Origin of the sequence: Parasaccharibacter sp. TMW 2.1884, from assembly GCF_023337695.1 — a bacterium.
In the GTDB taxonomy this organism is placed as follows: Bacteria; Pseudomonadota; Alphaproteobacteria; order Acetobacterales; family Acetobacteraceae; genus Bombella; species Bombella apis.
Window position 1 is genome coordinate 161,034 of record NZ_QORR01000005.1, and the last position, 24,926, is coordinate 185,959.

At 57.7% G+C, this 24,926-nt stretch carries 28 protein-coding genes; 11 read left to right on the forward strand and 17 right to left on the reverse strand.

Translation table 11 applies throughout. From position 1 onward, the window contains the following. Position 1: 1 nt before the first annotated feature. From DTI93_RS08570 to DTI93_RS08605, 8 genes are all read right to left on the reverse strand, one after another. Positions 2-685, reverse strand: a complete 684-nt coding sequence (locus DTI93_RS08570; RefSeq protein WP_043558305.1) for a Fe2+-dependent dioxygenase — start codon at positions 683-685, stop codon at positions 2-4. 145 nt (positions 686-830) lie between these two features. Continuing rightward, positions 831-3,206, reverse strand: a complete 2,376-nt coding sequence (locus DTI93_RS08575; RefSeq protein ID WP_249080358.1) for a TonB-dependent siderophore receptor — start codon at positions 3,204-3,206, stop codon at positions 831-833. A gap of 341 nt (positions 3,207-3,547) precedes the next feature. Further along, positions 3,548-5,929, reverse strand: a complete 2,382-nt coding sequence (locus DTI93_RS08580; RefSeq protein ID WP_081563396.1) for a TonB-dependent siderophore receptor — start codon at positions 5,927-5,929, stop codon at positions 3,548-3,550. A 311-nt stretch (positions 5,930-6,240) separates the two neighbouring features. Continuing rightward, positions 6,241-8,601: a TonB-dependent siderophore receptor gene (locus DTI93_RS08585; RefSeq protein WP_081562685.1), complete on the reverse strand. Its 2,361-nt coding sequence runs from the start codon at positions 8,599-8,601 to the stop codon at positions 6,241-6,243. A gap of 224 nt (positions 8,602-8,825) precedes the next feature. Next, entirely contained in the window at positions 8,826-9,836 is a 1,011-nt protein-coding gene (gene holA, locus DTI93_RS08590) for a DNA polymerase III subunit delta (protein WP_249080368.1), read from the reverse strand. After that, positions 9,833-10,579 carry a hypothetical protein gene (locus tag DTI93_RS08595; RefSeq protein ID WP_227431506.1) on the reverse strand — a complete coding sequence of 249 codons (747 nt, stop codon included), beginning with the start codon at positions 10,577-10,579 and terminating at the stop codon, positions 9,833-9,835. Before DTI93_RS08595 ends, holA begins: the two co-directional genes overlap by 4 nt. A gap of 14 nt (positions 10,580-10,593) precedes the next feature. Beyond that, positions 10,594-13,209, reverse strand: a complete 2,616-nt coding sequence (gene leuS / locus DTI93_RS08600; protein WP_043558300.1) for a leucine--tRNA ligase — start codon at positions 13,207-13,209, stop codon at positions 10,594-10,596. 9 nt (positions 13,210-13,218) lie between these two features. Then, the gene (locus DTI93_RS08605; RefSeq protein WP_043558583.1) at positions 13,219-13,758 is read right to left on the reverse strand and encodes a DUF3576 domain-containing protein; all 540 of its coding nucleotides are present in this window, start codon (positions 13,756-13,758) and stop codon (positions 13,219-13,221) included. A 641-nt stretch (positions 13,759-14,399) separates the two neighbouring features. Here DTI93_RS08605 and DTI93_RS08610 point away from each other — a divergent pair. Beyond that, positions 14,400-15,647 carry an integrase arm-type DNA-binding domain-containing protein gene (locus tag DTI93_RS08610; RefSeq protein WP_249080369.1) on the forward strand — a complete coding sequence of 416 codons (1,248 nt, stop codon included), beginning with the start codon at positions 14,400-14,402 and terminating at the stop codon, positions 15,645-15,647. Here the strand turns inward: DTI93_RS08610 and DTI93_RS09555 are convergent. The 9 genes from DTI93_RS09555 to DTI93_RS08650 all read right to left on the reverse strand — a co-directional run bounded on the left by DTI93_RS09555 (position 15,586) and on the right by DTI93_RS08650 (position 19,939). Next, positions 15,586-15,798 (reverse strand): helix-turn-helix transcriptional regulator, encoded by a 213-nt coding sequence (locus DTI93_RS09555; RefSeq protein ID WP_408902110.1) that lies wholly within the window; start codon positions 15,796-15,798, stop codon positions 15,586-15,588. The two genes, DTI93_RS08610 and DTI93_RS09555, sit on opposite strands and share 62 nt — an antisense overlap. Then, positions 15,795-16,205, reverse strand: a complete 411-nt coding sequence (locus DTI93_RS08615; protein ID WP_249080371.1) for a MucR family transcriptional regulator — start codon at positions 16,203-16,205, stop codon at positions 15,795-15,797. The genes DTI93_RS09555 and DTI93_RS08615 overlap by 4 nt, the downstream gene beginning before the upstream one ends. Positions 16,206-16,484: 279 nt before the next feature. Continuing rightward, positions 16,485-16,670, reverse strand: coding sequence for a hypothetical protein (locus DTI93_RS08620; protein ID WP_249080372.1), 186 nt, complete (start codon positions 16,668-16,670; stop codon positions 16,485-16,487). After that, positions 16,661-17,311 carry a hypothetical protein gene (locus DTI93_RS08625; protein WP_249080374.1) on the reverse strand — a complete coding sequence of 217 codons (651 nt, stop codon included), beginning with the start codon at positions 17,309-17,311 and terminating at the stop codon, positions 16,661-16,663. Before DTI93_RS08625 ends, DTI93_RS08620 begins: the two co-directional genes overlap by 10 nt. Next, positions 17,311-18,012, reverse strand: coding sequence for a lambda exonuclease family protein (locus DTI93_RS08630; protein ID WP_249080377.1), 702 nt, complete (start codon positions 18,010-18,012; stop codon positions 17,311-17,313). Before DTI93_RS08630 ends, DTI93_RS08625 begins: the two co-directional genes overlap by 1 nt. Continuing rightward, entirely contained in the window at positions 18,012-18,245 is a 234-nt protein-coding gene (locus DTI93_RS08635; RefSeq protein WP_249080379.1) for a hypothetical protein, read from the reverse strand. Before DTI93_RS08635 ends, DTI93_RS08630 begins: the two co-directional genes overlap by 1 nt. A 37-nt stretch (positions 18,246-18,282) precedes the next feature. Beyond that, positions 18,283-18,609: a hypothetical protein gene (locus DTI93_RS08640; RefSeq protein WP_249080381.1), complete on the reverse strand. Its 327-nt coding sequence runs from the start codon at positions 18,607-18,609 to the stop codon at positions 18,283-18,285. Next, positions 18,606-18,881, reverse strand: a complete 276-nt coding sequence (locus tag DTI93_RS08645) for a hypothetical protein (protein WP_249080383.1) — start codon at positions 18,879-18,881, stop codon at positions 18,606-18,608. Before DTI93_RS08645 ends, DTI93_RS08640 begins: the two co-directional genes overlap by 4 nt. A gap of 170 nt (positions 18,882-19,051) precedes the next feature. Next, complete coding sequence (locus DTI93_RS08650; protein ID WP_249080390.1) at positions 19,052-19,939, reverse strand: S24 family peptidase; 888 nt, start codon at positions 19,937-19,939, stop codon at positions 19,052-19,054. Between DTI93_RS08650 and DTI93_RS08655 the strand changes: the two genes are divergently transcribed. The 10 genes from DTI93_RS08655 to DTI93_RS08700 all read left to right on the forward strand — a co-directional run bounded on the left by DTI93_RS08655 (position 19,938) and on the right by DTI93_RS08700 (position 24,849). After that, positions 19,938-20,156 (forward strand): helix-turn-helix transcriptional regulator, encoded by a 219-nt coding sequence (locus DTI93_RS08655; RefSeq protein WP_249080392.1) that lies wholly within the window; start codon positions 19,938-19,940, stop codon positions 20,154-20,156. The two genes, DTI93_RS08650 and DTI93_RS08655, sit on opposite strands and share 2 nt — an antisense overlap. Further along, positions 20,150-20,644 (forward strand): single-stranded DNA-binding protein, encoded by a 495-nt coding sequence (gene ssb, locus DTI93_RS08660; RefSeq protein WP_349292523.1) that lies wholly within the window; start codon positions 20,150-20,152, stop codon positions 20,642-20,644. The genes DTI93_RS08655 and ssb overlap by 7 nt, the downstream gene beginning before the upstream one ends. Then, positions 20,644-20,808 (forward strand): hypothetical protein, encoded by a 165-nt coding sequence (locus DTI93_RS08665; protein ID WP_249080411.1) that lies wholly within the window; start codon positions 20,644-20,646, stop codon positions 20,806-20,808. Before ssb ends, DTI93_RS08665 begins: the two co-directional genes overlap by 1 nt. Continuing rightward, positions 20,805-21,059, forward strand: a complete 255-nt coding sequence (locus tag DTI93_RS08670; protein ID WP_249080421.1) for a DUF2312 domain-containing protein — start codon at positions 20,805-20,807, stop codon at positions 21,057-21,059. Before DTI93_RS08665 ends, DTI93_RS08670 begins: the two co-directional genes overlap by 4 nt. 196 nt (positions 21,060-21,255) lie before the next feature. Continuing rightward, positions 21,256-21,669 carry a hypothetical protein gene (locus tag DTI93_RS08675; protein ID WP_249080423.1) on the forward strand — a complete coding sequence of 138 codons (414 nt, stop codon included), beginning with the start codon at positions 21,256-21,258 and terminating at the stop codon, positions 21,667-21,669. A gap of 59 nt (positions 21,670-21,728) precedes the next feature. Continuing rightward, on the forward strand, positions 21,729-22,571 hold the full coding sequence (locus DTI93_RS08680; protein ID WP_249080425.1) for a DnaT-like ssDNA-binding domain-containing protein: 843 nt from the start codon (positions 21,729-21,731) through the stop codon (positions 22,569-22,571). Next, positions 22,561-23,202, forward strand: a complete 642-nt coding sequence (locus DTI93_RS08685) for a hypothetical protein (RefSeq protein ID WP_249080426.1) — start codon at positions 22,561-22,563, stop codon at positions 23,200-23,202. The genes DTI93_RS08680 and DTI93_RS08685 overlap by 11 nt, the downstream gene beginning before the upstream one ends. Before the next feature lie 2 nt (positions 23,203-23,204). Beyond that, positions 23,205-23,885 carry a hypothetical protein gene (locus DTI93_RS08690; RefSeq protein ID WP_249080428.1) on the forward strand — a complete coding sequence of 227 codons (681 nt, stop codon included), beginning with the start codon at positions 23,205-23,207 and terminating at the stop codon, positions 23,883-23,885. Positions 23,886-23,973: 88 nt separating this feature from the next. Further along, positions 23,974-24,231 (forward strand): hypothetical protein, encoded by a 258-nt coding sequence (locus DTI93_RS08695; RefSeq protein WP_249080436.1) that lies wholly within the window; start codon positions 23,974-23,976, stop codon positions 24,229-24,231. Positions 24,232-24,330: 99 nt separating this feature from the next. Then, a complete protein-coding gene (locus tag DTI93_RS08700; RefSeq protein ID WP_249080438.1) occupies positions 24,331-24,849 on the forward strand; it encodes a hypothetical protein in 519 nt (172 codons plus the stop codon). The last annotated feature ends 77 nt before the right edge of the window (positions 24,850-24,926 follow it).

The window sequence follows — 24,926 nt, forward strand, 5'->3', positions numbered from 1 at the left end:
GTCACATCTCGGCCCATGTCCGCAGCAGGTTGTGATACACGTTGGTCAGCCGCAGGACCTCCGCATCCTTGGGGCCGTGGCTCTGGGTCAGGGCCATGATGCTCTGGTCAAGGTCGAACAGGATGGACCGGTGCTCCTGCGAGCGGATGACGGACTGCGCCCAGAAAAAAGACCCCCAGCGGCTGCCCCGTGTCACGGGAGTGACCGTATGCAGGGCCGTGGTGGGATAGACAATCATGTCCCCCGCAGGCAGGCGCACCCGCTTTTCCTCTGACGGCCCATGAAGGACCAGCTCGCCCCCGTCATATTCATCAAGATCGGAAATGAAAAGCGTGCTGGACACGTCCGTACGGATGCGGTGCCCCGTACCGGGAATGGGCCGCAGGGCGTTATCGACATGCGCCCCGAAATTCATCCCCACATCATAACGGTTGAAGAGCGGCGGCACGAGACGCAGGGGCAGCACGGCACTGTTATAGAGCGGGTTCGTGCCCAGCTTGCGCAGGACAAACGTGGAGAGCTCCTTCCCCAGCGGGCTGTCTGGAGCGATCTGAAGATTGTTCTTCACACTGCCAGACTGTGACCCGGCTGTTCCCCGGCCATCCACCCATTCTCCCGCGGCCAGACGGGACCGCAGGTCAGCCAGCTCTTCTGCCGAGAGAACTCCCGGAATATGCAACATCATGAGATCATGCCTTTCAGGCAGGCCAGCAGCCCCGCCACCTACAGGAAAAGGAGCAGACAGACCTGCCTGCTCCATGTGAAACCTTCACACCATCATCCACCGGTTTCAAGACCGGACATGCAGAAGGCATGGCCGGCCCCGACACTCAGTAATCCATGGTCAGACGGCCAAGGAATGTCCGCCCCGGTGCGGGCGTGGCATAGCCGCTGAAGAGACTGTTGTAGTTCAGCCGATTGGCCAGATTGTACCCGTTGAGAGAGACCTGCCAGTGCCGCCCGAAATGATGGGAAATGACGGTGTCAAAATCCACATTGGCAGGCACCTTGGAGGTGTTGTCATTATCCAGATACACTTTCTGACGCCATGTCAGACCACCACCGATGGTGAAGTTCCACGGCGTACCGGGGAAGGCCTCATAGGCGGACCAGAGGGTCGCCTGATTGTGCGGCACGTACTGGATCTGGTTATGCATCCGCCCGCCACCATTGGAGGATGTCTTCGGGTCATACAGGGCGTAAGTGGCCGTGATGTTCCAGCCCGGCAGGATCATGCCACCAAGGGAGAGTTCCATGCCCTGGTTGCGCTGCTGGGCCCCCGTGTTGATAGTGGAGTTGGAGACCGGGTCCGTCGTCAGGGCATTGCTCTTGTCCAGACGGAAGAGCGAGATGGTGGCCCCCAGTCGGTCATGCAGCAGACTGAACTTGCTGCCGACCTCATACAGGCGGGCACGCTGCGGGCGTGTATCCACGGTTCCCTTTGATCCCGGACGGACCGGTATGGCCCCGCTGGTCACATACATGCCCGTCGGCGTGGTGGAGCTGGCATAGGTGAAATAGACCGTCTGCCACTTCGTCGGTGTCAGCACAAGGCTGGCCGTCGGGTTGAAGGTATTTGTCGTCTGCGGGAAGCTCCTGTCCGGGTTGTTCGGCAGTTCGGACAGGCCGGACGTCCAGTAGTTGCTCTGCCAGCGGTCCCAGCGGAACCCGCCCTTGATGGATGCCCAGTTTGTCAGCCAGATCTGGTCATACAGGAAAATGCCCGTGTCGAACCCATACCCGCGGCTGTTCGGCTTCTTGCCGATACCGGCAATATTGGGCATGGAATTGGCCTGTGCGGAGACACGGCGCACCATGGCATCCGGCACATTGTGCGGGTCTGGATACAGCATGTTGGCGGTCGGCACCGCCTTAGTGAGGGAAGCACCCTCATAGGTGTCCTGATGACGGGAATCATGGACATATTCCATGTCAAACCCTGTCACGACCTGATGCCGCAGGAACCCTGTCTTAAAGTCGGCCTGCAAGGAGGCGACGTCCTGGAAGGACCAGCTGTTCTGCTTGTAGGGCAGCGGCACGCTCCCGTTGGTGTTGCGGGTGATCACACCGGCACCGTAATTGCCACTGTTCAGCGCATTGACGCACTTCGTGCCGCACTGCACCTTAGAGGCCTCAAAGTCACGGCTGTACTCACCGAAGCGCAGATCATTGTGGAATGTCAGATGATCGTTGAAGATGTGCTTCAGGCGCAGCGTCTCCATCGTGTCATCGGTATGATTATGGTCCTGCTGCTTGCCGTACCAGTTCTGCCGGGGCACGCCATATTCCGAGATCGGCCGCCCATAGGCGGACCCACGGGCCTTGACGACCGGCATCCCGTAATCCGGGATGCTGTTATCCGTCTCATGCATCACCTGAAGCACGACGGTCGTCTTCGTCCCCAGGCCGAAGGCCACGGATGGCGCAATGCCCCAGCGATGATCCCAGACATGGTCCCGCCCGACCACATTGTTGGACGCCCCCAGCCCTTCCAGACGGAAGGCCATGGTGTCGTTGATCCGCTTGTTCACATCCACCGTGCCACGGAAATAATCCGCTGACCCGCCACTGAAATCCACGTTGTAATGGTCGTTGACCGTCGGCGTCTTCGTCACGACATTGATGGCACCACCGGTCGTTCCGTTACCGAAAACCTGTGAGGACGGCCCCTTGATGACATTGACGGAATCATAGTTGAAGCTGTCACGGGAATAGACGCCGAAGTCCCGCAGGCCATCTTCGTAGATGTCATTCTGTGCCGGGAACCCACGGATGAGAAACTGGTCCCCGTTGAGACCACCGGCCCCTTCCCCGACGGAAGCCGTGATGCCGGGGACGTTGCGCAGGGCCTCATCCAGAGACTTCGCATTCTGCTGCTTGATCAGTTCCCGGGGAACGACATCAATGGTCTGCGGCGTGTGCATGACATCCTGCGGCATACGCCCCATGTCGTTGCCTGCATGCATCGTGTTGAACGGATGACCGATGACATGGATACGCTCCACCTGCGTTGCCTGCACACCATCCTGTGCCGCCCGGGATGCAGATGTTCCGGCTGTTGTCTGTTCCGCATGTGTTCCATCTGATGTGGCAACGCCATCCTGATGCAGGGCTGTTGTGTCAGCAGCATAGGCCCCCCCAGCGACACCACCCAGTGTCAGGACAGCCGAAGCCGGCTTGAGGCATTGATGGATAAAACGACTCATACAAAGGTGCTCCACATCAGGGTAATACGACCTCCACCAAGGAGAGACACCTTCCATAGATGATAATTATTCTCAGTTTCAAACCATAAAAATCATACCAAATCGTTTACAGATAAGATTGTGTCTTAATTGCCACAATATGACACACCATTACCATAATGGCTGTTTCCTGCTGTTTTTCAGCATGTTGCTACCTCCACTCCCATGTTGTGAACAGGTATTCCCGATTATTTCTTAGAACTGACAGGATAAACCGAACACAAAAACAGGAGCCCGTTGCCCAGCCCCAATGCGGAGCCATACCTTCAGGCCGGACAGTATGTCCGGCCTGAAAAAACAGCTCAGTAATCCATGGTCAGACGGCCAAGGAATGTCCGCCCCGGTGCAGGGGTAGAATAGCCACTGAAGAGCGTGTTGTAGTTCAGCCGGTTGGCCAGATTGTATCCGTTGAGAGAAACCTGCCAGTGCCGCCCGAAATGATGGGAAATAACGGTGTCAAAATCCACGTTGGCGGGCACCTTGGAGGTATTGTTGTTATCCAGATACACACCCTGCCGCCATGTCAGCCCCCCACCGATCGTGAAGTTCCATGGCAGGTTGGGGAAGGCCTCATAAGCGGACCAGAGAGTCGCCTGATTATGCGGCACGTACTGGATCTGATTATGCATAGGCCCGCCATTGTTGGAAGATGTTTTCGGATCATACAGCGCATAAGTGGCTGTGATGTTCCAACCCGTCAGGATCATCCCCCCGAGGGAGAGTTCCATGCCTTGGTTGCGCTGCTGGGCCCCCGTGTTGATGGTGGAGTTGGAGACCGGGTCTGTCGTCAGGGCATTGTCCTTGTCCAGACGGAAGAGCGAGATGGTGGCCCCCAAGCGGTCATGCAGCAGGCTGAACTTGCTGCCGACCTCATACAGGCGGGCATGCTGTGGCCGGTTATCCACCGTTCCTCCATTCTTGCCCGGCCGGACCGGCACGGCCCCGCTGGTCACATACATGCCCGTTGGTGTGGTGGAGCTGGCATAGGTGAAATAGATCGTCTGCCAGCTGGTCGGTGTCAGCACGAGGCTGGCCGTCGGGTTGAAGGTATTCTTCGTCTGCGGGAAACGCTTGTCCTCATTCGGGACGGGGCGGTTTTTCTCATTCAGGGTCGTCTCTGGCCCACCTGTTACGGTGTACCCACTCTGCCAGCGGTCCCAACGGAACCCGCCCTTGATGGATGCCCAGTTTGTCAGCCAGATCTGGTCATACAGGAAGATGCCCGTATCAAACCCATAACCATGATTGTCCGGCTTTCTGCCCAGCCCGGCAATGTACGGCATGCTCTTCGGATTCTCCCCTCCCGGCACACGACGGGCCTGTGCATCCGTTACCTCATGCGGATTGGGATAGAGCAGATTGGCCGCAGGAATGGTCCCGGCATAGACGTCCTGATGACGGGAATCATGGACATATTCCATGTCAAACCCTGTCACGACCTGATGCCGGAGAGACCATGTCTTGAAGTCTGCCTGCAGGGACGCAACGTCCTGGAAGGACCAGCTGTTCTGCTTGTAGGGCAGCGGCACACTGTTGCCCGGCGTCGTGCGATTGACCAGCCCCTTGCCAAAATCACCGCCATTGATCGCATCAATACAGCCAGCCCGGCACACGACCTTCGAAGCTTCAAAATTACGGCTGTATTCACCGAAGCGCAGATCATTGTGGAAGGTGAAATGCCGATTGAAAACATGCTTCAGCCGCAATGTTTCCATCGTGTCGTCGGTGTGATTATGGTCCTGCTGCTTGCCAAAGAAATTGTGCCGCGGCACGCCATATTCAGACAAAGGCCGCCCATAAGCCGACCACTTTGTCTTGATGACCGGCATCCCGAAATCTGGCACGCTGTTATCTGTCTGGTGCATCACCTGAAGAACAACGGTCGTCTTCGTCCCCAGCCCGAAGGCCACGGAAGGCGCAATGCCCCAGCGATGATCCCAGACATGGTCCCGACCCACCACATTGTTGGACGCTCCCATGCCTTCCAGACGGAAGGCCGTCCTGTTATTGATGGTCTTGTTCACATCCACCGTGCCACGGAAATAATCCGCTGACCCGCCACTGAAATCCACGTTGTAATGGTCATTGGCCATCGGCGTCTTCGTCACGACATTGATGGCACCGCCAGTCGTTCCGTTACCGAAAACCTGTGAAGACGGCCCCTTGATGACATTGACGGAATCATAATTGAAGCTGTCACGAGCGTAGACACCGAAGTCCCGCAGGCCATCTTCGTAGATGTCATTCTGTGCCGGGAACCCACGGATGAGAAACTGGTCCCCATTCAGGCCGCCAGCCCCTTCCCCGACGGAAGCCGTGATGCCGGGGACGTTGCGCAGGGCCTCATCCAGAGACTTCACGTTCTGCTGCTTGATCAGTTCCCGGGGAACGACATCAATGGTCTGCGGCGTGTGCATGACATCCTGCGGCAGACGCCCCATGTCATTGCCTGCATGCATCGTATTGAACGGATGACCGATGACATGGATGCGCTCCACCTGCGTCGCCTGCACGCCCTGCGTCTGGGCATCATTGACAGAAGGCGCTGGTGTCGTCGTTTCCTGCCCTGTAGGCGTGCTTTCTTCCTGATGGGAGGCAGAAGCAGCCAAAGCCCCCCCTGCCATGCTCCCTAAAGTCAGCACCGCTGAGACCGGTTTTAGACATTGATGGATAAAACGACTCATGGAAACAACCTTTGTCCTGAAAGGGTCACGCACATCCCCAGCGGGATAGCCGCTCATAAATGCGACTAATTCTTAATTTTAACTTTAAGAAATTGTTGTCCTTTGCAGAAATTTGATAAATGTGTCGTAGAAAACACATTTATTTTAATCTTTTGTTTATTATCTGTAAGACAGACACAGTCCCTCTCATGATTTTTGTTAATATTTAAACAATTAAATATTAACCATTGCGATCTCCCATAAAAAAAACTGCGCCTTCCCAAACGGGAAAGGCACAGAATCCAGCAGATGATCCGTGTCTGAAGGGTAGATCAGTAATCCATGCTCAACCGCCCAAGGAAGGCCCGCCCCGGAGCCGGTGTTACCCGGTTCGTGAAGAGTGAGTTGTAGTTGAGACGGTTGGACAGGTTGTAGGCATTCAACGACACGACCCAGTGCCGGTTGATGCGGTGCGAGATGTAGGAATCGAACTCCACGTTGGCGGGCACCTTCGCCGTGTTGGCAAGGTTCAGATACACGCCCTGCCGCCATGTCAGCCCCCCACCGATGGTGAAGTTCCAGAGCTTGCCGGGAAAGGCTTCATAAGCAGACCACAGCGTCGCCTGATTGTGCGGCACGTACTGGATGTTCCGGCCATGATTGGGACCGGACATCACCCGCGGGTCATACAGGGCATATGTGGCCGTCACGTTCCAGCCCGGCAGGATCATGCCTCCCAGGGACAGTTCCAGCCCCTGGTTGCGTTCCTTCACACCCGTGGCCAGTACCTGCCCGGCGACCGGGTCCGTCGTCAGGGCATTGCTCTTGTCCAGCCGGAAGAGCGAGATCGTGGCCCCGAGACGGTCATGCAGCAGGCTCATCTTGGACCCCACCTCATAGAGCTGGGAGCGTTCAGGCTGGGTGGCCACCTGCCCGTTCACGGGGCGGATCGGCAGGGCACCGTTGGTCACATACATGCCCATCGGCGTCGTGGAGCTTGCATAGGTGAAGTAGAAGGTCTGCCAGCTGTTGGGCGTGATCAGCAGGCTGGCCGTCGGATTGATGACGCCCTTCGTGTCATGATAATCCAGTGCCGCAGACGGCGCCTTGCCCAACGGGCCACGGGCCGCCGCACTCTCCTGCCCGTCCGCTCCCCATGTCCTGTACATGGTCTGCCAGCGGTCCCAGCGCAGCCCACCCTTGGCGGACAGCCACTTGGTGAACCAGATCTGGTCATACAGGAAAAGACCCGTATCGAATCCATAGCCACGGGAATCCGGCCGCCCCAGACTGTAATTGGTGTTCTTCCAGCAGTTTCCGGAATCCGCCCGGCAGGTCGCATAACCATAAGCGTCACGCTGCGGATGGTAGGTGTTCTGCCACGGAATGGCCCGGTGGGCACCCACGGCATCATACGCATACTGGCGGCGGGAATCCTGCACATATTCCATGTCGAATCCCGTCACGACCTGATGGCGCAGGAATCCCGTATTGAAGTCCGCCTGCAGGGAGGCCACGTCCTGAAAGGACCAGCTGGACTGCTTGTACGGCATCGGCCCGCCATTGAGGCCCACACCGGCAGCCGGATCGACCTTCTTGTACCCCGGATTGTATATCTGCATCTCGGAGCAGGACGCATTGGCACATTGCGGCGTAGAGGCCGCAAAGTCCCGGCTGTATTCACCGAAGCGCAGGTCATTGTGGAACGTGAAATGACGGTTGAAGACATGCTTCAGCCGCAATGTCTCCATCGTGTCATCGCTGTTGTCATGGTCCTGCGTCTTGCCGTACCAGTTGCCCCGGCGCACACCGAGAGACGACTGCTCCGTGATGGGATGGCCCTTGACGACCGGCACGCCATAATCCGGCACGTTGCGGGAGGTCTGGTGCATCACCTGCAACACAACCGTCGTTTTCGTGCCGATGCCAAAAGCGATGGACGGCGCAATACCCCAGCGGTGGGAATAGGCGTAATCACGCCCCACCACATCATTGGAATTCCCCATACCCTCCAGACGGAAGGCCGAGGTATCCCCGATGCGTTTGTTCACATCCACCGTGCCACGGTAGAAATTCCCCGACCCACCACTGAAATCGGCTCCGTAATGATCCTTCAGGGTCGGGGTTTTGGTGATGATATTGATGGCCCCACCTGTCGTTCCGTTACCGAACACCTCGGAGGACGGCCCCTTGATGACATTGACGGAATCCTGAAAGAAACTGTCACGGGTATAAACCCCAAAATCCCGCAAACCATCTTCATAAATGTCATTTTGCGCCGGGAAGCCACGGATGAGGAACTGGTCGCCACTCATTCCTCCAGCCCCTTCCCCCACGGAAGAGGTGATACCGGGAACATTCTTCAGGGCTTCCTCGAGCGATTTTGCATTCTGCTGCTTGATGAGCTCCCGGGGAACGACATCGATCGTCTGGGCCGTGTGCATGACATCCTGCGGCATCCGGCCCATGTCGTTGCTGGCATGCATCGTGTTGAACGGGTGGCCGATGACATGAATCTGCTCGACCCCCTTGGCCTGAATTCCTCTGGAATCATCTGTTCCATCTGCAGGAGACGTTACATCCTGGGCAACCCTGTTTGCCGCTCCCGGCTCTGCATGGGCACTCCCTACAACACCCCCCATTGTCAGAACTGCAGATAACGGCCTGAGACCACTACGGATGAAACGACTCATATATACCACCAGAAAAACAACATTATTCAGAAGTCGTTCTAGGTGATAATAATTATCATTATATAATAAAGTTTAATTTAAAGATCGGACACACACCCTCCCTCACCAACAGAAGAATGGCAGGAACCTCATGTTTTTTCTAAAAAAAGCAGATGGGAACAGTCAGTGAAACCAGTCACAGTGGCACAGTGAAAGGTATAACCTATTATGTGAATTAATTTATTTTATTCCCGATCAAAAGAACGGGGATGACACAGCCTGACAAGGTGACGGCGACAGAACAGATCATCCGGGGCCCCGCTCTGCTTGCAGGCCAGCTCCAGCTCCTGCGTTGCCTCCGCTGCCTGGGAGAGAGCAACCTGAGACCAGCGCCTCATGCCCGCCAGAAAAGCATCCTTGTGACGAAAAAAGACAGGTGGCTTCAGGGCAGCCATGGCCTCCTGCCGGGACTGTCCCTCCTGCACCAGAAAAAACGCCCGCTGGAAGCGCTCCAGCACGGACAGTGTCACACGGGCAAAAGCAACAGGGCTGGCCCCATCCCCCATGGCCCGCTCAAACGCCCGGTCAGCCTCCAGCCGGTTCCCCGCCAGGGCCGCATACACCGCATCATCAAGGGACGCCTGCCCCGAATCCCCCACGCAGGCCTGGACGTCATCAACGGTCAGGGTGCTACCCGGCTCACCGTAAAGACGCAGTTTTTCCACTTCACTACGGACCAGCGTCCGATCATGCCCCAGATGACCGAGCAGCCACGCCATGCCATCACGATCCAGCCGGATATCATCTTCCGCCAGAATATCGCTCACCGTCCGGGCAAGGTTGCGCCCTTCCTCCGGATAACACCCGATGGACGCCACCTGCCTGTGTTTTTCTGCAAACTGCCGCAGCTTGGAGCGACTTCCCAATCCCGGCCCTTCCAGAACGACCAATGTATCGCTCTGATGCTCCAGAAGGGATTTCAGCTGGCCAAGAGCGCCATCCTGCACACCACGCAACCAGACAGCACGCCGCCCCCCTGTCAGGGACAGGGCCAGAGCCTCCTCCTCCAGCCTGTCCTGCTCTTCCGCTTCCAGCCGGGCCAGACGAAACGGGTCATCCAGATCATCCAGTATGGTCTGGACAGCCTCCCTCGCCCGCTCACGAATCAACCCGCCATCATCTCCGTGGAGAAGAATCACACGCCAGCTGCCAGCCTCCTTCAGAGTCTGCCTGGCAGCCTGCGTCTTGATCTTCACAGACCGTTATCCTCTTCGTCCTCCAGATTCCGGCTGTCCTCACCCGTCCATGTGGAGGCGTTGTTGCTGCTGCGCCCCGTTGCATTGGCTGGGAAGCCATCAACACCAATATAGCGCATGTCCGTCCGCTGCGTGCCGGGCAGACGGTCCAGATAGGGATCACGCCCCGGACGGATGGACTTCTCCTCTCCCAGAGACTGATGCGCCCGGAACCAGACAGCCACCTGCATGGTGATGTCATGCGCCAAGCTTTCCCCGATCCGCTTGTAAAGCGTTTCGTTATTGAGCGTCTGGGCAAAATACTGCTCAATATTCATGTTGAAGCCGTCCAGAGTGCGGGCATAGCCCCGTGCCAGCACCTTGCTGGTATCCCCGACACGATAAAGCCGCCAGTCAGCCCAGCCAACACCACGGGTACGACCCGAGGTATTGTCCTGATGGATATCGATCGACTCCAGAGAAGCCGTGGCATTCACACGCAGGATGTACCCCTCCGGCCGTTCCGGCCCATCCCCCGCCATTTCCTTTTGCAGGCCAAGGCGCAGCTCCTGCCCGAAACGGGTCGGAATGTTCGCTACATAAACATCCTTCAGCTGGGCATTGACGGCAGCATCCTTCTGCCCAGCCTGCCTGCCATAAAGTGGCTGGAAACCACACGCTCCCAGACTGGCAAGCCCGACCCCGGCCAGCAGGATGCCAAGGCCCCGGCGAGCCACTTTCTTCATCCGGGAGTTTCCGTTCATCCAGCCTCTCCCGCTCAGCCCGCTACCACAAAATTGACGATCCGGTTCGGCACATGGATCTCCTTGACGACCCGTCTGCCTTCCAGCGCTTTCGCCACATTCGGCTCGGCCCTGGCCTGTGCCAGCACAGTCTCCTTCGCCTCATCAGGGGCGCAGGTGATCGTACCACGCAGCTTGCCCAGCACCTGCACGGCAATGGTCACCTTCTTCACCGCCAGCAGGCTCTCATCCGCTTCCGGCCAGCTCCGCTCCACCACCATCGGGCCTTCCGGCTCCAGCAGCAGCATCAGCTCCTCGGCCAGATGCGGCATCATGGGAGAAACCAGCATGGCCAGAACATGGGCGGCCTCACGGCGGGCGGCAGGCAGGCCCTCACCATCCCGGCCCTCAGCCTCACCCAGCGCAGAGGACAGCTCATGCAGACGGGCCACGGCCACATTCGGCGTGAACCCTTCCAGAGCCTCCGTCACGGCGGCAATGGTGCGGTGCGTCACCTGCCGCAGCTCCTCCCCGGCAGCCCCGTGGGCGGCATCCGCTCCATCCCTTGCCGCAACGGTCTGAACCTGCCGGTAGAGACGCTGCATGAAGCGCCCGGACGCTGCCACACCAGCTGCTGTCCATTCCATGTCACGCTCCGGCGGGCTGTCGGACAGGACAAACCAGCGGGCCGTGTCGGCACCGTAACGTTCAATGATCTCCACCGGAGACACCGTGTTGCGCTTGGACTTGGACATCTTCTCCGAACGTCCGACCGTCACGGGATTGCCGTTGTCCTTGCGGACCACCTGATCCCCACGCTGCTCGACCTCATCCGGGTACAGCCACTGGGTACCATCCCGGTAGCTCTCATGCGTGACCATGCCCTGCGTGAACAGCCCGGCAAATGGCTCGCTGACATCCAGATGTCCCGTCTTCTTCATCGCCCGGGTGAAGAACCGGGCATAAAGCAGATGGAGGATGGCGTGCTCGATACCGCCGATATACTGGTCCACGGCCAACCAGCCATCAGCCGCCTTGCGATCAGTTGGCGTTGCGGCCTTTGGTGCCGTGAAACGGGCGAAATACCATGAGCTGTCCACGAACGTGTCGCAGGTATCGGTCTCACGCCGTGCAGCTGCACCGCATTTCGGGCAGGAGACGTGCTTCCATGTCGGATGGTGGTCGAGCGGATTGCCCGGCCTGTCAAACGTGACATCCTCCGGCAGCGTCACCGGCAACTGATCTTCCGGCACAGGGACAGCACCGCAGGACTCGCAATAAATGATGGGAATCGGGCAGCCCCAATACCGCTGACGGGAAATGCCCCAGTCCCGCAGGCGCCAGTTGGTCACGCCACGGCCAACGCCCAACTCTTCCACCCGCTCGATGGCAGCCCGGATGGCCTCTTTCGTACTCTTCCCGCTCAGGAAGCCGGAATTGTAGAGCGTGGCCTCACCCGTAACGGCCTTCTTGCCGACGCTGAAGCTGGCTTCCTCTTCCCCTGCAGGCAGCAGGACGGAAGGAACGTCCAGTCCATATTTACGGGCAAAGTCCAGATCACGCTGGTCGCCACAGGGGCAACCGAACACTGCACCCGTGCCATATTCCGTCAGCACGAAATTGGCGATCCAGACCGGAGCCGTCTGTTCCGGGTTCAGCGGATTCACCACACGCAGCCCGGTATCGAAACCACGCTTCTCCATCGTGCTCAGGGCTTCTTCAGACGTGCCAACACGCTGACATTCTTCAATGAAGCCCTGCGCTTCCGGGTTGTCCGCCGCAATCCTGCGGGCCAGCGGGTGATCCGCAGCAATACCGATGAAGCTCAGACCGAACAGCGTGTCAGGCCGTGTGGTGAAGACCTCGATGGAATCCTCATCCACGTCATAACCCTGCGGCGGGTTATGCAGGCTGAAACGGACCCGGGCCCCCTCGGAACGGCCAATCCAGCGCTCCTGCATGGTGCGGACACGCTCCGGCCACTTGTCCAGCTCCTTCAGCCCCTCCAGCAGAGGCTCGGCAAAATCAGTGATCTTGAGGAACCACTGGGAGAGCGTCTTCTTCTCCACCAGCGCACCGGACCGCCAGCCACGGCCATCAACCACCTGCTCGTTGGCCAGCACGGTCTGGTCCACCGGGTCCCAGTTGACAGACGAATCACGTCGTTCCACCAGCCCGGCAGCCAGCATGTCGAGGAACAGCTTCTGCTGCTGGCCGTAATAGTCTGGCAGACAGGTCGCAATCTCACGCTTCCAGTCCAGCGAGAAACCGAGCCGCTGAAGCGTCCCCCGCATGGTGGCGATGTTCTGGAGGGTCCATTTGCCCGGATGAACGCCCCGCTCCCGTGCGGCATTTTCTGCCGGCAGGCCGAAAGCATCCCAGCCCATGGGGTGCAGCACGGCATAGCCACGGGCACGCTTGTACCGGGCCACCACATCGCCCAGCGTGTAATTGCGCACATGCCCGACATGCAGCTGCCCAGACGGATAGGGGAACATCTCCAGCACGTAATATTTCGGTCTGTCGGCCGGGGGCACGTCCGGCACATGGAAGATGTCGGCCTCCGCCCACCGGGCCTGCCAGTGAGGCTCACGGGCGTGGAAGTCGAAACTGGAGGAGTCAGAAACGTTGCTGGCTGTCATGTCACTCATCGGATTATGTTATTTCCCACCGCCGTTTTCGGCACGCAGCTGCCGGGCCCTCTCCAGAATACGGGCCGTGATATCCGCCGCCGTATTGGGAGCAGCCGGGGTATCCTGCCACTCTCCCCCATTGATGCGTGTCTGGCGGAAGACGCTCAGCCGGATGGCATCCGACCGCAGGCGACGGTCCAGCACATAGGCCGCAATCTTGAAACGCTCATCCTGCGTCCCCGGGGGCTGGTACCAGTCTGTCAGGATGACACCCCCCTGGGCATCGGCAGAGGCCATGGGCATGAAAGAAAGCGTATCGATCGCCCCCCGCCAGAGATAGGCATTCACCCCACCACGGAGCTGGTCATCACCACCCTGTGCGCCACGGTCCACACCCAGCAGATGGTTGCGGGGCAGCGTCAGCGAGGACGGATCCCTTGGCTTGCCACCACAGCCCGCCAGCCCCCCGACAGCCATCACCGCCAGCAGCGACAGTACCATGGGGCGGCGCAGGCTGCACCGGAGAATGGAAGAACGGGATACTGGGCGGGATGATGAAAGGAACATGGGCAAACCTGCAAAGGCCGTGCCAGGGCCGGTCTTGAACAAGGCTTCCAGCATGGCAGGGGTGGAAGCATCAACTGTCAGAACAGGTCCTTCATATCGTGTTCACCCTCACAGGCCAAGGGACATGGTACGATGACAGGCTTGCGAAACCGTAAAAAAAGCGCTAGCTAAGCGTTGCGTGTCCGCGTAGCTCAGCAGGATAGAGCACAGGATTCCTAAGATAATTGGGCACCGGGATGGCAAACCGCCCGGTGAATTCGCTCAAATTCGGGGAACGCTAACGCCCTCATCAGGCCAGGCCAATCCCGAGCCAAGCCTGCCCATACGGGCAGGAAGGTGTAGAGACTGTACGGGCGACACCATGGCAGGCATAAGCCTGTGGTGAAGAGACAGTCCAGACCACGAACGGCCCTAGTACGGGTTCCGGCGGCGAAAGCCGAAGTGGCATGAATCCTGGGGTCGAGGGTTCGAATCCCCCCGCGGACACCAACATCACCCACAACAAGCGGCAATAAGCGCCAATAAACCGCAGAGAACTGCCGTTTATGGCGTGTTTTCGTGCCATCTAGTGACAATAACGCACAATAGCAGCTATTAGCTGTCAGGGTAGTTTTCTGGGTAGATTTTAGGAGGCTGGGTAGATGGCCCGCAATCAACTGACCGATACAAAATTGCGGAACCTGAAACCACGGGATCGGGAGTACCGAGCCGCTGATGGTGAAGGCCTTTATATACAGGTTTCTCCCAAGGGCTCCAAGCTTTGGCGGTTGCGCTACTTCTTCCAGAAGAAGGAAAAGATGCTGACCCTGGGGCGCTACCCAGACGTTTCCTTGCAAGCCGCCCGTGAAGGCCGTGACGAGGCCAAGACCCTTCTCGCTTCTGGCACCGACCCATCCTTGAATCGTAAAAAAATACAGGCACAGGCGGCATCGCAGGACTCCACCCTCCAGAAGGTCGCCGCCGATTGGCTAGACCACAATAGGGGCAGATGGTCCGCCAGACATGCGCAGACAATAGAAAGCCGCCTCAAAAAACACGTCCTGCCTCAATTTGGCGCTCTGCCCCTCGCAGAAATCACCGGTCCCATGGTCCTCCAGCTGTGCCGGAATATCGAGAATGGGCAGCCCTCCAATATGGCCCAGAGGATCCGTCAATATCTCAGCGCCGTTTTCTGTTACGGAATTGCCAGCGGCCTCACGGATGACGACCCGGCCGCCAAGATCGCCTCCGTGTTGCGCCCCGTCACCCGGAAATCCCACCATCCTGCCATTCTGGAAATCGACCAGCTGCGCCAGATGTTCAACTGCGTGGAAGCGTATCCGGGGCGTCCGGTGGTGAAGTTATGCTTCAGGATGCTGGCGATCACCGCCGCCCGCTCCGTCGAGGTTCGGGGGATGAGGTGGGATGAACTAGACCTAGAGGCGGGTTTATGGCGAATCCCAGCTGCCAGAATGAAGATGAGTCGGGACCACATTATTCCCCTCTCCCGGCAGGCCGTCGAAATCATAGAGACGGTGCGTCCATTCACAGGCCGCTCTGTTCTGGTGTTCGAAGGGGATTCAGGGAAGGACAGGCCGCTGTCCGACATGACGCTGTCAAGCCGCATCAAGAGAAGCGAGTTTTCAGGGCAGCATGTTCCCCATGGGTTTAGAGCGTCGTTTTCATCTTTGATGAACGAGCGTTACCCCCAGCACCGTGCCATAATTGACCAGATGCTGGCGCATGAAACACGTGGCAGTATCGAGGCTGCCTATAACAGGGCGCAACATGCCGAAACAAAAAAGGAGATCAGCCAGGCTTGGTCTGATCTCCTTCTGGAAGAGGCTGTCAGCCTGCCTGATCTAATTTCTGGACCTCGCCGTTTTCGTTATTCTCGATCCACTGAATAACGTCAGCCTCACGGAAACGATTAGTTCTGGCAGAAAACCTAATAGGCTTAGGGAATCCCTCGGTCTCTATGAGGCTTTCCAAAGTCCCACGGCTTATACCTAGCCTTGCTTGGACTTCTTCCGGCTTAAGGTAGTTACCTAGTCCGCTCATCCCTTCTCCCCTGTCTTGTTTTTCCCCAGCTTATTCTCCCGGGCAATCGCAGACCGCCTCTCCGCATACGCCGGGCACGTCATCGGGTAGCTGTCTGGCAGCCCCCACCGCTCCCGATATTCCTGCGGTGTCATGTTGTAGGCTGTCTTGAGGTGACGGCGCAGCAGCTTCAGCTTTTTACCGTCTTCCAGGCAGATGATGTAATCCGGGAAAACCGACTTGCGGGGCGGTACGGCCGGTACCGGTTTTTCGGGCTCTGCCTCCACGGCGACACCGGCCCCTGCAAGGGCACCATGCACCGAACGGACAAGGTCCGGCAGAGTTTCGGCAGTAACATCGTGACTGCTCACATACGCCGTGACTATCTGCGCCGTCAGAGTTCTGATTGTGTCAGTCATGGTTCTCATCCCTCATCTTCTGGAAAAATTGTTTCTGGTAAAACTGTTCTGCTTCTGGGGCAGCCGCAATAAGGACACGGCTCAAGTTTAAACCAAGTCATTATAATTCCCCCCTATCTAAATCTCTTTTAATCCCTAAACAAAGCGGAACACACATTATTGTTATTGTGGAAAACATGCCGGTAACTACTAATACATGTATCAGCCCCGTCTTTATGTTATCACTATCTAAAAAAACAGCCGCAGCGATTGATATAAATGCGACTAACCACAAATATTTTACTACTCTCACGCCATTCTCTCCTTCACCCATTCATTCAGTTCAGCGGCCCCGATCAGCGGCCAGAGCGTCACGCACACCACGGTGCTGGTCAGGCCGGGGCGGTATCCATTGCTCGTTCGTAAAAGGCTGATCCGCCAGAGGACGCCGGGTGTCAGATACCCGGCAGCGAGCAGGAAAATGATCAAACCCATGATGACGCCTCTTCATTGTCGAATGAGCCCAGTTTCTCCGTGATTGCAGCCGAAACTATTTCTTCCAGAGACGGGGCCTCATTTCTGAGCCTGTTTCTGGCCCTGATGACATCCTGCTCCTGGGTGATCCTCTCAAGCGCATCACCGCTCTTCGCTGCCCGTATTCTCTGGATAAAACCATCAGCCCATTTCTGAGCTTCGGGAGGTATGCTTCCCCCTGTCGGGGCTTCCCCGCCCTGGCTAGCTCCGCCCCTAATCGGCTGGATTGTGATGCGCTTCTTCTTCCCACGTCCGACAGTCATCGAGCAGTTGACTGCGCCAGTGATATGAGATGCCCCCTTGATGCGAATGCCGCCTACAGTCTCCTTGCCAAATGTGACAGTCGGATCACGGTACAGGTGCAACTTCCGCCCTTTATAAATGCAGCCATCGGTACCCCACAGGTGAGCAATAACCCTGCGCATTGTTACGCACGGATAGTATGGGCGTCCGTTGTCGCCTGCATATCCTATCGCCAGAGGCTGCTCCCTATCATTGGTAAGACGAACATCAGTCACGGTAATGATGCGCCCCTCTTCCGACAGGTCATCTGCATTGAGGCGCTCACTTTTCCCGATCAGGGTTGGAGAAATATCAACCATCAGAAAAACTCCACTTCTGCCGGATCGCCATACTCACGGCGTTCTGTATTGAAAAAGCGAGCTTTCCCGCTGTTCTGTGCGGCCTTGAACATCTCAAGTGTTTCAGAGATTGCCGCTTCTGCTTCCAGAGCCGCCTCTAACAACAACGCCTGATATGCAGGCTCCGCATCGACACGCAGAACCATCATCATGCCCCCGCCACATGCAGGGAAACTGATGAAATCGCACCATGGGCGGCCAGAAATCATCATCCCAGCCTGCACCTGCGCTTTATAATCATCAGGCATTTCAACAGCTGCCAGTGTCCTCATCTGAAACTTCTGTAGGCGGCTCTTGACCTCAACCAGGCCATCATCACCCACCAGACCATCTGGGGAATATCCTAGCTTCACGCCGTCGAATTGACGGGTGATAAATCCTACCTCAGTGACGGGAGCGACACGCTCGGAATAGATGTCCCGTGCCTCGGCCTCGTCATCATGGCCCCGCTGCATTGCGAACGTATTCGGCGTTTCATCGATATACCCGGTGATGCGCTGGGCGGCTTTCTCTGCAATCAAGCCACGGCTTACTTCGCTGTCGGCGATTTTCCCCGCCTTGGTGATGAGACGGCCAATCTCTGATGCCGTAATGATGCCCCGTCTGGCCTCGTGCCACGCAGGCGTGCCCTGCTCCAGTTCGTGATAGATTTCGACGCTCATCACAGCCTCCCCATCTCGATCAGGCGGCGCATCGCCACGCAGGCGTTGTGCTCTTCGGAAACGGCGTATAGGTCACGCCCCTCAGCTGCCATCCGGCTGCTTTCTGCGAGGCTGCTCTTGATCTGGTTTTTCAAGTCGGCAACATGAGCATCCATCATCCTCTGATATTCGGCCCTTTCCATGATCCCCGGCGGGAAAATGGACGCACTTTCCCTGTTTGCATTTTCCAGCATCTCAAAAACTCCCAGCTTTACTTGGTATTATCGGTCGTTACTTGCCAACCGTTTCGGCATAGCGCATGTCGTAATAGGCGTATACTTTGTCACGCCGCTTATTCTCAGCAGTAATCCCTGCCTCATCTTCGTAGAGAATGTCGCTCAACTTGCCCCGCAGCTTGTCGAGGGCTTCGAACGCAATCCACGCCTCATCCTCCACCCTCTCATTGAGAGTCTCATTCTTTTCCAGAATGTCAGCCGTACGGCTTATCAGGGCCAGCAGGGCGAATGACGACGGATGACGGTCTCGTTCGACACGTTCCAGAAGCCCGTTATCCGTGGGGCGGTTCTGGTGGGCGATCTGCTCGGAGATCATGCTCATGGCTCATTCCCCGCACGGACTGAAAGGGCAGCCAGAGCCTCAGAAAGTGCCGCCGTGTTGAAAGGCCCGATCGCCGGGAACGACGCTTCTGTGATCGGCTCGTTGAGTTCGTATGGGTAGGTCAGGCTGTCGATCAGGTTATCGAGGGCCAGTATTGCCTGCGTCAGCTCGTTGCGCTCGCTGATCGTCAGGCCTGTTCCCTCTGACACTATCTCCAGCTCGTCATGCGCCGCTTTGATGCGGGACAGGGCTGCGTTCCTGTTGTTTCCCACCTCATCACCTCCGTGTTTGTGTGGTGTCTGAGGTAGACTTTTGCCTATTTGGATAAAACAAGCAAGGCATTTTTTGCCTTTTTGGCAATTTTTATACTTTTGCGTGTTGCCATAGAAAAAGCCGCCCACAAGGAAGGCGGCTTTCATGAGAAAATTATTAACTTCCCTTGTCAGAAGGTGGCTCTCAGCCGTGTCTTTATCATGCCGACTACAAGACTTTTTATCTGAATTTCAGGAATACCGGCATTATCTGGCGTCTCGAGATCAGGCGCCTTGAGTATGATCGGCTGCTGAAAATTAGGGTCTGTGCTCTGCGGCCATAAACAGGCCGAACCGTCATCAAGAATCTGCAATGCTTTTACCGTCGCTTCAACCCCCGGGCCATACGGATCACGACGACGGACCACTGCAAAGTCCCCCGTCTCAGGAGGTCGCCCCAGCTCCGAGTAGTCAATAACGCACACGACCGAACCATCAGGGAAAACACGGTTCATACTCTGCCCCTTCACTTCTAGGGCATATCTGTTCAGAGATGCAGGGTATCCATCGTCCGTAGGGTAGCTGACAGAATAACGCTCATCGTCAGGCACCTCTAACGCCTCAGAAAACACCCCGGCCTGCACTGCCCCTATTACTGGGATCAATCGTATTTTCACCCCAGGAATTCGCTTGACGGAGGCTCCTTTAGGAAGAGGACCCTTCCACTCTACATTGTGCAGGGCAAAATATTCGGGGCACGGCTCCTTCACGTAGAGATGCCCAACATCTTCGGCAGGGAACCCGAATGCCTTCCAGAGGCGGATAGCGACCTCAAGCTGTAATTTACGCTCTCCGTTCGCCGGGCGCCATATCCCGGTTGGAGGCAATCCGACAGCGGACCCCGCTTCTTCGTATGTCATCCCTAGCGCAACCAGATAGGAACGCAGGTGATTCGGATGAGGTTGCTGGGTATTTCTCGTTTTTGTCATGACTGATTTTCTCCAAAGTGGAAAAAATATCTTTACCCAGACAGACAAAATTTCTTGATTAATTTTGCCATTTAGGCAAAATGCCTCCATGAAACTATCCGAATATATGGAGGCGGAAAGCCTCACCCCAGCCGATGTGGCTCAGAAAATCGGGGTCCAGTCTGTGGCGACGATCTACCGATATACGGCAGGAACGAGGAGGCCATCCTCAAAAATGCTGCGCCGCATCCATGAATTCACCAACGGGGCCGTGACGGCGAACGATTTTTTCCACGCCCCCGCCCCCACCCAGAGGAGCGCATCATGAGCAGCGTTAACAAGGTGATCCTCGTAGGCAATCTGGGTCGAGACCCAGAGGTTCGTAACACCCAGTCCGGTAGCAAGATCGTCAATCTGGCTATCGCCACCAGCGATACATGGAACGACCGCAACACGGGTGAGAAACATGAACGCACGGAATGGCACCGTGTCGTCATTTTCAATGAGCGTGTCGGTGATGTGGCGGAACGCTACCTGCGCAAGGGCAGCAAGGTCTACATCGAGGGAGAACTACGCACCCGCAAATGGAAGGACCAGCAGGGTGTGGAAAGGCACACAACCGAGGTGGTGATCGACCGCTTTCGTGGCAACCTCGTGCTGCTCGGAGATGGGCAGGGCCGGACCAACGGTCAGCCCGGGCAATCCACCGGCCAGAACAATACCCAGCGCTACCAGAGCGGCAATTCCATGAGCGACGCCGCCGGGTACGGGTATGGCGGCAGCAGCCAGCCGCTGGATGATGAGGTCCCCTTCTGATGCCCGTAATCATTCACCCAACCAAACAGCTGCTGAAGCTGGCCCTCGCCCGTTACGAGACTATCCCTCTGGCGTCTCAGGTAGAGCTGATGGGAGCTCTCTCCAAGGCCCTCGGGATTGAGACGATTGCAGACCTCGCAAACGTCCTGAAGGAAGAAAAATGAACAACGAAACAACCAGCAACGTGGGCGGGATCGCCGCTGACCGCCTACGCTCCATCATCGAGCGTGTGGAGCGTCTGGAAGATGAGCGCAAGGCCCTGGGGGCGGACATCCGGGACGTGTTCACGGAGGCCAAGTCCGCCGGGTTCGATGTGAAGGCCATCAAGCAGCTGATCAAGCTGCGGAAGCAGGAGCCAGCCGAGGTCGAGGAGCAGGAGACGCTGCTCGAGACGTACAGGAGGGCACTGGGATGAGCTGGGAGCTACGAGCAAAGATATTATACCTCAAACGAGAACTCCATCATGCTGGTGAGAGAATAGCGGATGAGCAAAAGCGGTCTCGGCAACTAGCAGAGGACCGCAACGCTCTACTGGCCCAAAACTGCCGCCTGCGTGCCCAGCGGGATGATGCCCTCGCACGCCGGAGACGTGATGAGAAAGGGAGGTTCCGGTGAGAAGCATCAGTTTCGTCCTACCCGCACCGTACCCGCTTCTGAACCGCTCTCTACGGGCGCACTGGAGCGTCAGAAAGCGCCAGCAGGCAGCTATCCGGGGCACCATACTGGAACAGATCGGTGGAGCCGCCGGGCTGCCGCCTGAGCCGTTCCAGAAGGCGCATGTCGTTATCGAACGGCACAGCGTGGGGACGCCTGACTACGACAATCTTGTAGGCGGTGGGAAGCAGCTCATCGACTGCCTGACAACGCCAGTCATGGGCAAGGGCGGTCGCCAGCGGAACAAGCGGGGGCTGGGTATCGTCGTGGATGACAGCCCTGACCATCTGACAGCCGAATACCACGCTGTGAAATGCCGTCTGTGTGAACAGAAAACGGTTATCACGATCACCGAGATTGAGAGGGACTGAGAATGGCCCGCATAAGATCAATTCATCCAGGGTTCTGGACTGACGAAGCTACGCTCGAGATGTCGATGCAGGCCCAACTTCTCATCATCGGGCTCTGGAATGAGGCAGATGACGGAGGCGCTTTCGCATGGAAGCCACGCCAGCTCAAGGCGCGCCTGATGCCCATGCACAACATCGATGCAGAAGAGGTTCTGTCTGAGCTGCTTCAGATCGGCGTCATCCGTCAATATGAAGCTGATGGACAGATCATCGGTGCGATCCGCAATTTCGGCAAGTGGCAGTCCCCCAAAAAGCCAAGCCGGAAGTTCCCTATGCCTGGGGAGATAATGCAGTTTTGCGCCACCGAGAGTATCCCGGGAACTGGTGGTGAAGAAGGAGGAAGGGCTCCAGAAAAAGAGGATAAAGTTTCCCCCAACAAGAAGCCGAGTTCCGAACCAGTTCCCCACCGGTTCGGAACCAGTTCGGCGCAAGTTCCCCTAGGAAGAGGAGAGGAAGAGGATATACTCTCTCACTCCGTTCGAGAGGCGCACGCAAGCGATCCGGCCGCTCCCTCGAAAACAAAATCTCCACCGTCCAAGCGAGGTCATCGCCTGCCGGACGACTGGCATCCATCCCCGGAGCTGATCGACTACGCCAACGAGCGCAACCTGAACCCGCAGCGAGAAGCCGAGGATTTCCGGGACTACTGGCACTCCAAGCCGGGTGCTGGCGGTGTGAAATTGGATTGGAACGCCACGTTCCGCACGTGGTGCCGCCGCAGCGCAGACCGCCAACAACAGCGGTTTCTGAGCAGCAGGAACGTCACCCCGTTCCCCCGCCCCATGAGCCAAGCCGAGCAGAACCGGCGCAGCTCGATCGACCGCATCCGTGCCCGACAGGAGGCCCTCCGCAATGCACAGTGAAATCACTGCAACCCAGCAGAATACCGCCGTTTCAACGGCGCATCAGATCGAGTTCAGCGAGGCCCTGCTGGTTGCGATCAAGGCTCAATCCGAGCATCCAGACCCGTCATGCGCCCCCTACCTGCCCCGTGCCGTTGTGGTTGAGGCCCGGCAGGCCGCCGAGGCGATGGAGCGCCGCTATCTGGCCCCGCTGGAGGCCCCGGCCCTCCACACCTTCATCGAGAACCTTCTCGACACGCTCAACGCCTGTGTCAGGAACCCCCTGGACGGGGACACGCTGGCAATCCGTGTGCGGTCGTGCTGCCTGATCCTGGCTGGCGTCCCCCGCCGGGTGTTCCGGGACGAGTTCGTCACAACCTGCCTGAAACGCTGCAAGTTCATGCCCTCTCCCGCTGATCTTCTGGAGATGGCGGAAGAAGCCGCCCAGACGTGGCGGGAGAAGACGGCGCAGGTCAAGTTGATCGTGACCCATGACGCAGGGAAACGCTTCACGCTGGGATACGCCCCGCCGCCAGAGGATGACACCACGGAGGCGCTTAGGCTCACCAGCGAGCAGAGCGACCAGCTCCAGAGACAGTTGGACGACACGCTGGGACGGTTCAGGAGCAAGAGGGGGGCGACGGCAGGATGAACATGCCCCTGATAGCCACACAGACGGTCGATGAGTGCGGTACAGACGTTCGCACGATAGATGACACCAGAGAGGCTCCAGAACGCAATGAGCGAGCTTCTGTTGCGGCGAAGCGTTCTAGTGGATACGAGCGGGCGCAGAACGACTGGTATGTCGAGCCGGAGAGCGTTACCCGCCGCCTTCTGGCAGTAGAGCGCCCCTTCATCGGGACTGTGCTGGACCCATGCTGCGGGCAAGGGAACGTTGTCCGGGCGATGTGGGATGCTGGCCTGGAGGGAGCTGACGGCTGCGATATTGCGCCACGCCTGCCTGGGGCTTTGGGGGGATGCTTCACCGAGACAATCCCCAGCAGAATGCCAGACAGCATCATTTCAAACCCACCATACAACCGGGCGCAGGAGATGGCGCAGCTTGCTCTCGACTGCACGCAGGACCGGGTCTGCCTGTTCCTGAGGCTGGCGTTTCTCGAAGGGAAGAAACGGTCGGTCTGGCTGAGAAACAGCCCTCTCGCCCGTGTCTGGATTGTGCCTGATCGAGTGGCCTGCATCCCAGGGCACCTGCTGGGGGCACCGCAGAAGAAGTTCAGCGGGGCCATCGCCTACGCATGGTTCGTCTGGGAGCACGGTCATCATGGCAGGCCAGAAATCGACTGGCTGCCAATGGAGAGCGGCGATGGCGCATGAGAATAAGCCGCCAGAACAGCCCGGGCCTGAAAAAGAATGGGATGAAACCGCCCTTCACAGGGCGTTCGGAGGAGATGTGTGATACGGAATGAGAACGTTCAACAGATACGGCCTGCTTGTCCGTAAAATCAGGCTTGAGAGCGGCAACAGCCTCGATGATGCCAGCATAAAGATGGGGGTGCCGAAGCGTGACATTGTGGGTGTGGAGGACCGGGGATGGCGCCCCTCAGCCACGTTCGATGCAAATTTCCGCCGGGCATTCCCACAGAGCGCAGGAATGAACGAGCGGTTAAATAGATTTTTTGAAGAGGTGAACAAGCCGCAGTTTTTGCGGAAGGCTCGCTGAAAAGAAAAGCCGCCCGGTCTGGGAGGAACCGAGCGGCTGAGTACCGGTCTTGTCTGTCAGGAGTGGCAGTTTTTATAGCAGAACAGGGCAGGCAGTACAATGGCAGATGCGCCGGAGAAGCGGACGAAGCTGGATCGGAACCTGGTGGCATTGCGGGCTACGTCAGAACAGTGCGAAGCGGCGGAATGGTTCTGGACACGGGAGATATGGGCAAGGCATGGCGTTCGTGATCCAATTCTGGATGCCACCCCTTCCAGATACAACAACGCCGGGCAGGAAGAGGCCCAGGGTGATGAGCTGACGTGGCGGCTCTCCCGGGCCGACACATACGCAATCCTGCGCTCGTTCTACGACCAGAACGGATGGGGGTATTGGGCTCTGGCATATTCGTTTCTGGTCGAGCAGAAATCGTTTCAGGAGATCGGGGCGGCGTGCTATTCGAATCTAAAAAAAACCCAGCAATATGAGCACGGACGGCGCATGTGCATGGACCTTCTGGAGCGGTTGGTTGTTTGGCTGGCTGATTACCGTAAAAAACGGCGCAAAACAGCCGCTAAATCGCCAGATATTCGCCCGTGGCCAAAGTCGCCAAGGGCCGTCATCGTGGAAAGCTGTTGACGGGGCCGGAAAAAAAACCTATCAAATCGCTAGCTTTGGAATTGGTGCGTCTTCCTTTAATCAATGGCTTGACAGTG